1 protein-coding gene is annotated in these 1852 nt (G+C 72.1%); it reads left to right on the top strand.

The window, feature by feature from the left end:
- Positions 1-96: 96 nt before the first annotated feature.
- The coding region (locus AB0B76_RS58900) for a condensation domain-containing protein (protein WP_360395167.1) at positions 97-1852 on the top strand (1756 nt) is incomplete at its 3' end.

Genomic DNA, 1852 nt, shown 5'->3' on the forward strand with positions numbered 1-1852 from the left:
GCGGTGTTTGTGGCGCTGGATGTGCTGCCGTTGACGCCGAATGGGAAGGTGGATCGGGGGGCGTTGGCTGGGGTGCGGGCCGAGGTTGGTGGCTTCGTGGCGCCGCGGAACGCTGTCGAAGAGGTGCTCGCCGGGGTGTGGGGGGAGCTGCTCGGCGTCGAGCGGGTCGGGGTGCACGACGACTTCTTTGCGCTGGGTGGGCACTCGCTGCTCGCCACCCAGGTCGCGTCCCGGGTGCGGAATTTGTTCGGCGTTGAGGTACCGGTGGCGGCGGTCTTCGACGCGCCGACCGTCGGCCGGCTGGGCGCGCTCGTCGGGGCGTCGCAGGACAGCGCCGCCGCGCCGCCCATCACGCCCGCCGATCGTGACCAGGCGCTGCCGTTGTCGTTCGCGCAGCAGCGGCTGTGGTTCCTGGCTCAGCTCGAGCCGAACTCGGCCGAGTACAACGCGCCGACCACGATCCGGTACGACGGTGAGCTCGACGTCGAGGCGCTGCGGGCCGCGCTCCAGGCGCTCGTCGCGCGGCAGGAGGTGCTCCGCACACGGCTCGTTGCCGACGCGGACGGCGTACCACGCCAGGTTGTCGACCCGCCGGCGGAGTTCGTGCTGCCGATCGTCGACCTGTCCACTGAGGACGATCCGGAGGCCGCCGCCGAGGCGTGGCTCGCCGCCGACCGGCAGGTGCCGTTCGACCTGGCCGCCGGGGCGCTGCTGCGGGCGTCGCTGCTGCGGCTCGGCACGGGCGCGCACATCCTCGCGCTCGCCATGCACCACCTCGTCATCGACGACTGGTCCGAGCGCATCCTGCGCCACGAGCTCGACGCGCTGTACCAGGGTCTCGACCTGGCCCCGCTGCCCGTGCAGTACGCCGATTTCGCCGTGTGGCAGCGCCGCTGGCTCACCGGCGAGATCCTGCGCGACCAGCTCGAGTACTGGCGTGCCCGGCTCGACGGCGCGCCCGCGCTGAACCTGCCGACCGACCGGCCGCGCCCGGCGATCCGCTCCAGCGCCGGCGCCGCGATCGAGTTCGCGATCCCGGCCGACACGGTCGCGGGGCTGCGTGCCTTGTCGCGGGCCGCCGGCGTGTCGATGTTCATGACGGTGTACGCGGCGTTCAGTGTCATCCTCGGGCGGTACGCCGGTCAGGATGACGTCGTCGTCGGCACACCGATCGCCAACCGGAACCGGTCGGAGATCGAGGGCCTGATCGGCTTCTTCGTCAACACGCTCGTGCTCCGGGCCGACCTGTCCGGCGATCCGACGTTCGCCGAGCTGCTGGGCCGGGTGCGGGGTGAGACCCTGGCCGCGTACGCGCACCAGGACCTGCCGTTCGAGCAGCTCGTCGACCAGCTCGGGGTGCACCGTGAGCGCTCCCGGTCGCCGCTGTTCCAGGTGCTGTTCAACTACGCCGCCGCCGATGGGCAGCGCTGGGACGCCGACCTGCCGGACCAGCCGTCCGCGCCGGTCGCGGTGCCGGTGAAGTTCGACCTGTCCGTCGCCCTGCTCGAGGCCGGCGCCGGGCTGGCCGGCCGGCTGCGCTACAGCACGACCCTGTTCGACGACGCCAGGATGGCCCGTCTGGTCGGTCATTTCCGGGAGTTGCTGGCGGCGGTGGCCGCGGACGCGGATCGGCGTCTGTCCCGGCTGCCCGTGCTGACGCCGGCCGAGGTGGCCGATCTGGCACGGTGGAATGACACGGTGACCGTGCTGCCCCGGGCCGAGACTGTGCTGGATCTGATTGCGTCCCAGGATCCGGGGGCGGTGGCGGTCCGTGCTGGTGACACGGCGTTGACCTATGGCGAGTTGTGGCAGCGTTCGGCGGATGTGGCCGGGTATCTGCTGGCTTCGGGTG

Source organism: Dactylosporangium sp. NPDC049140 (genome assembly GCF_040648435.1).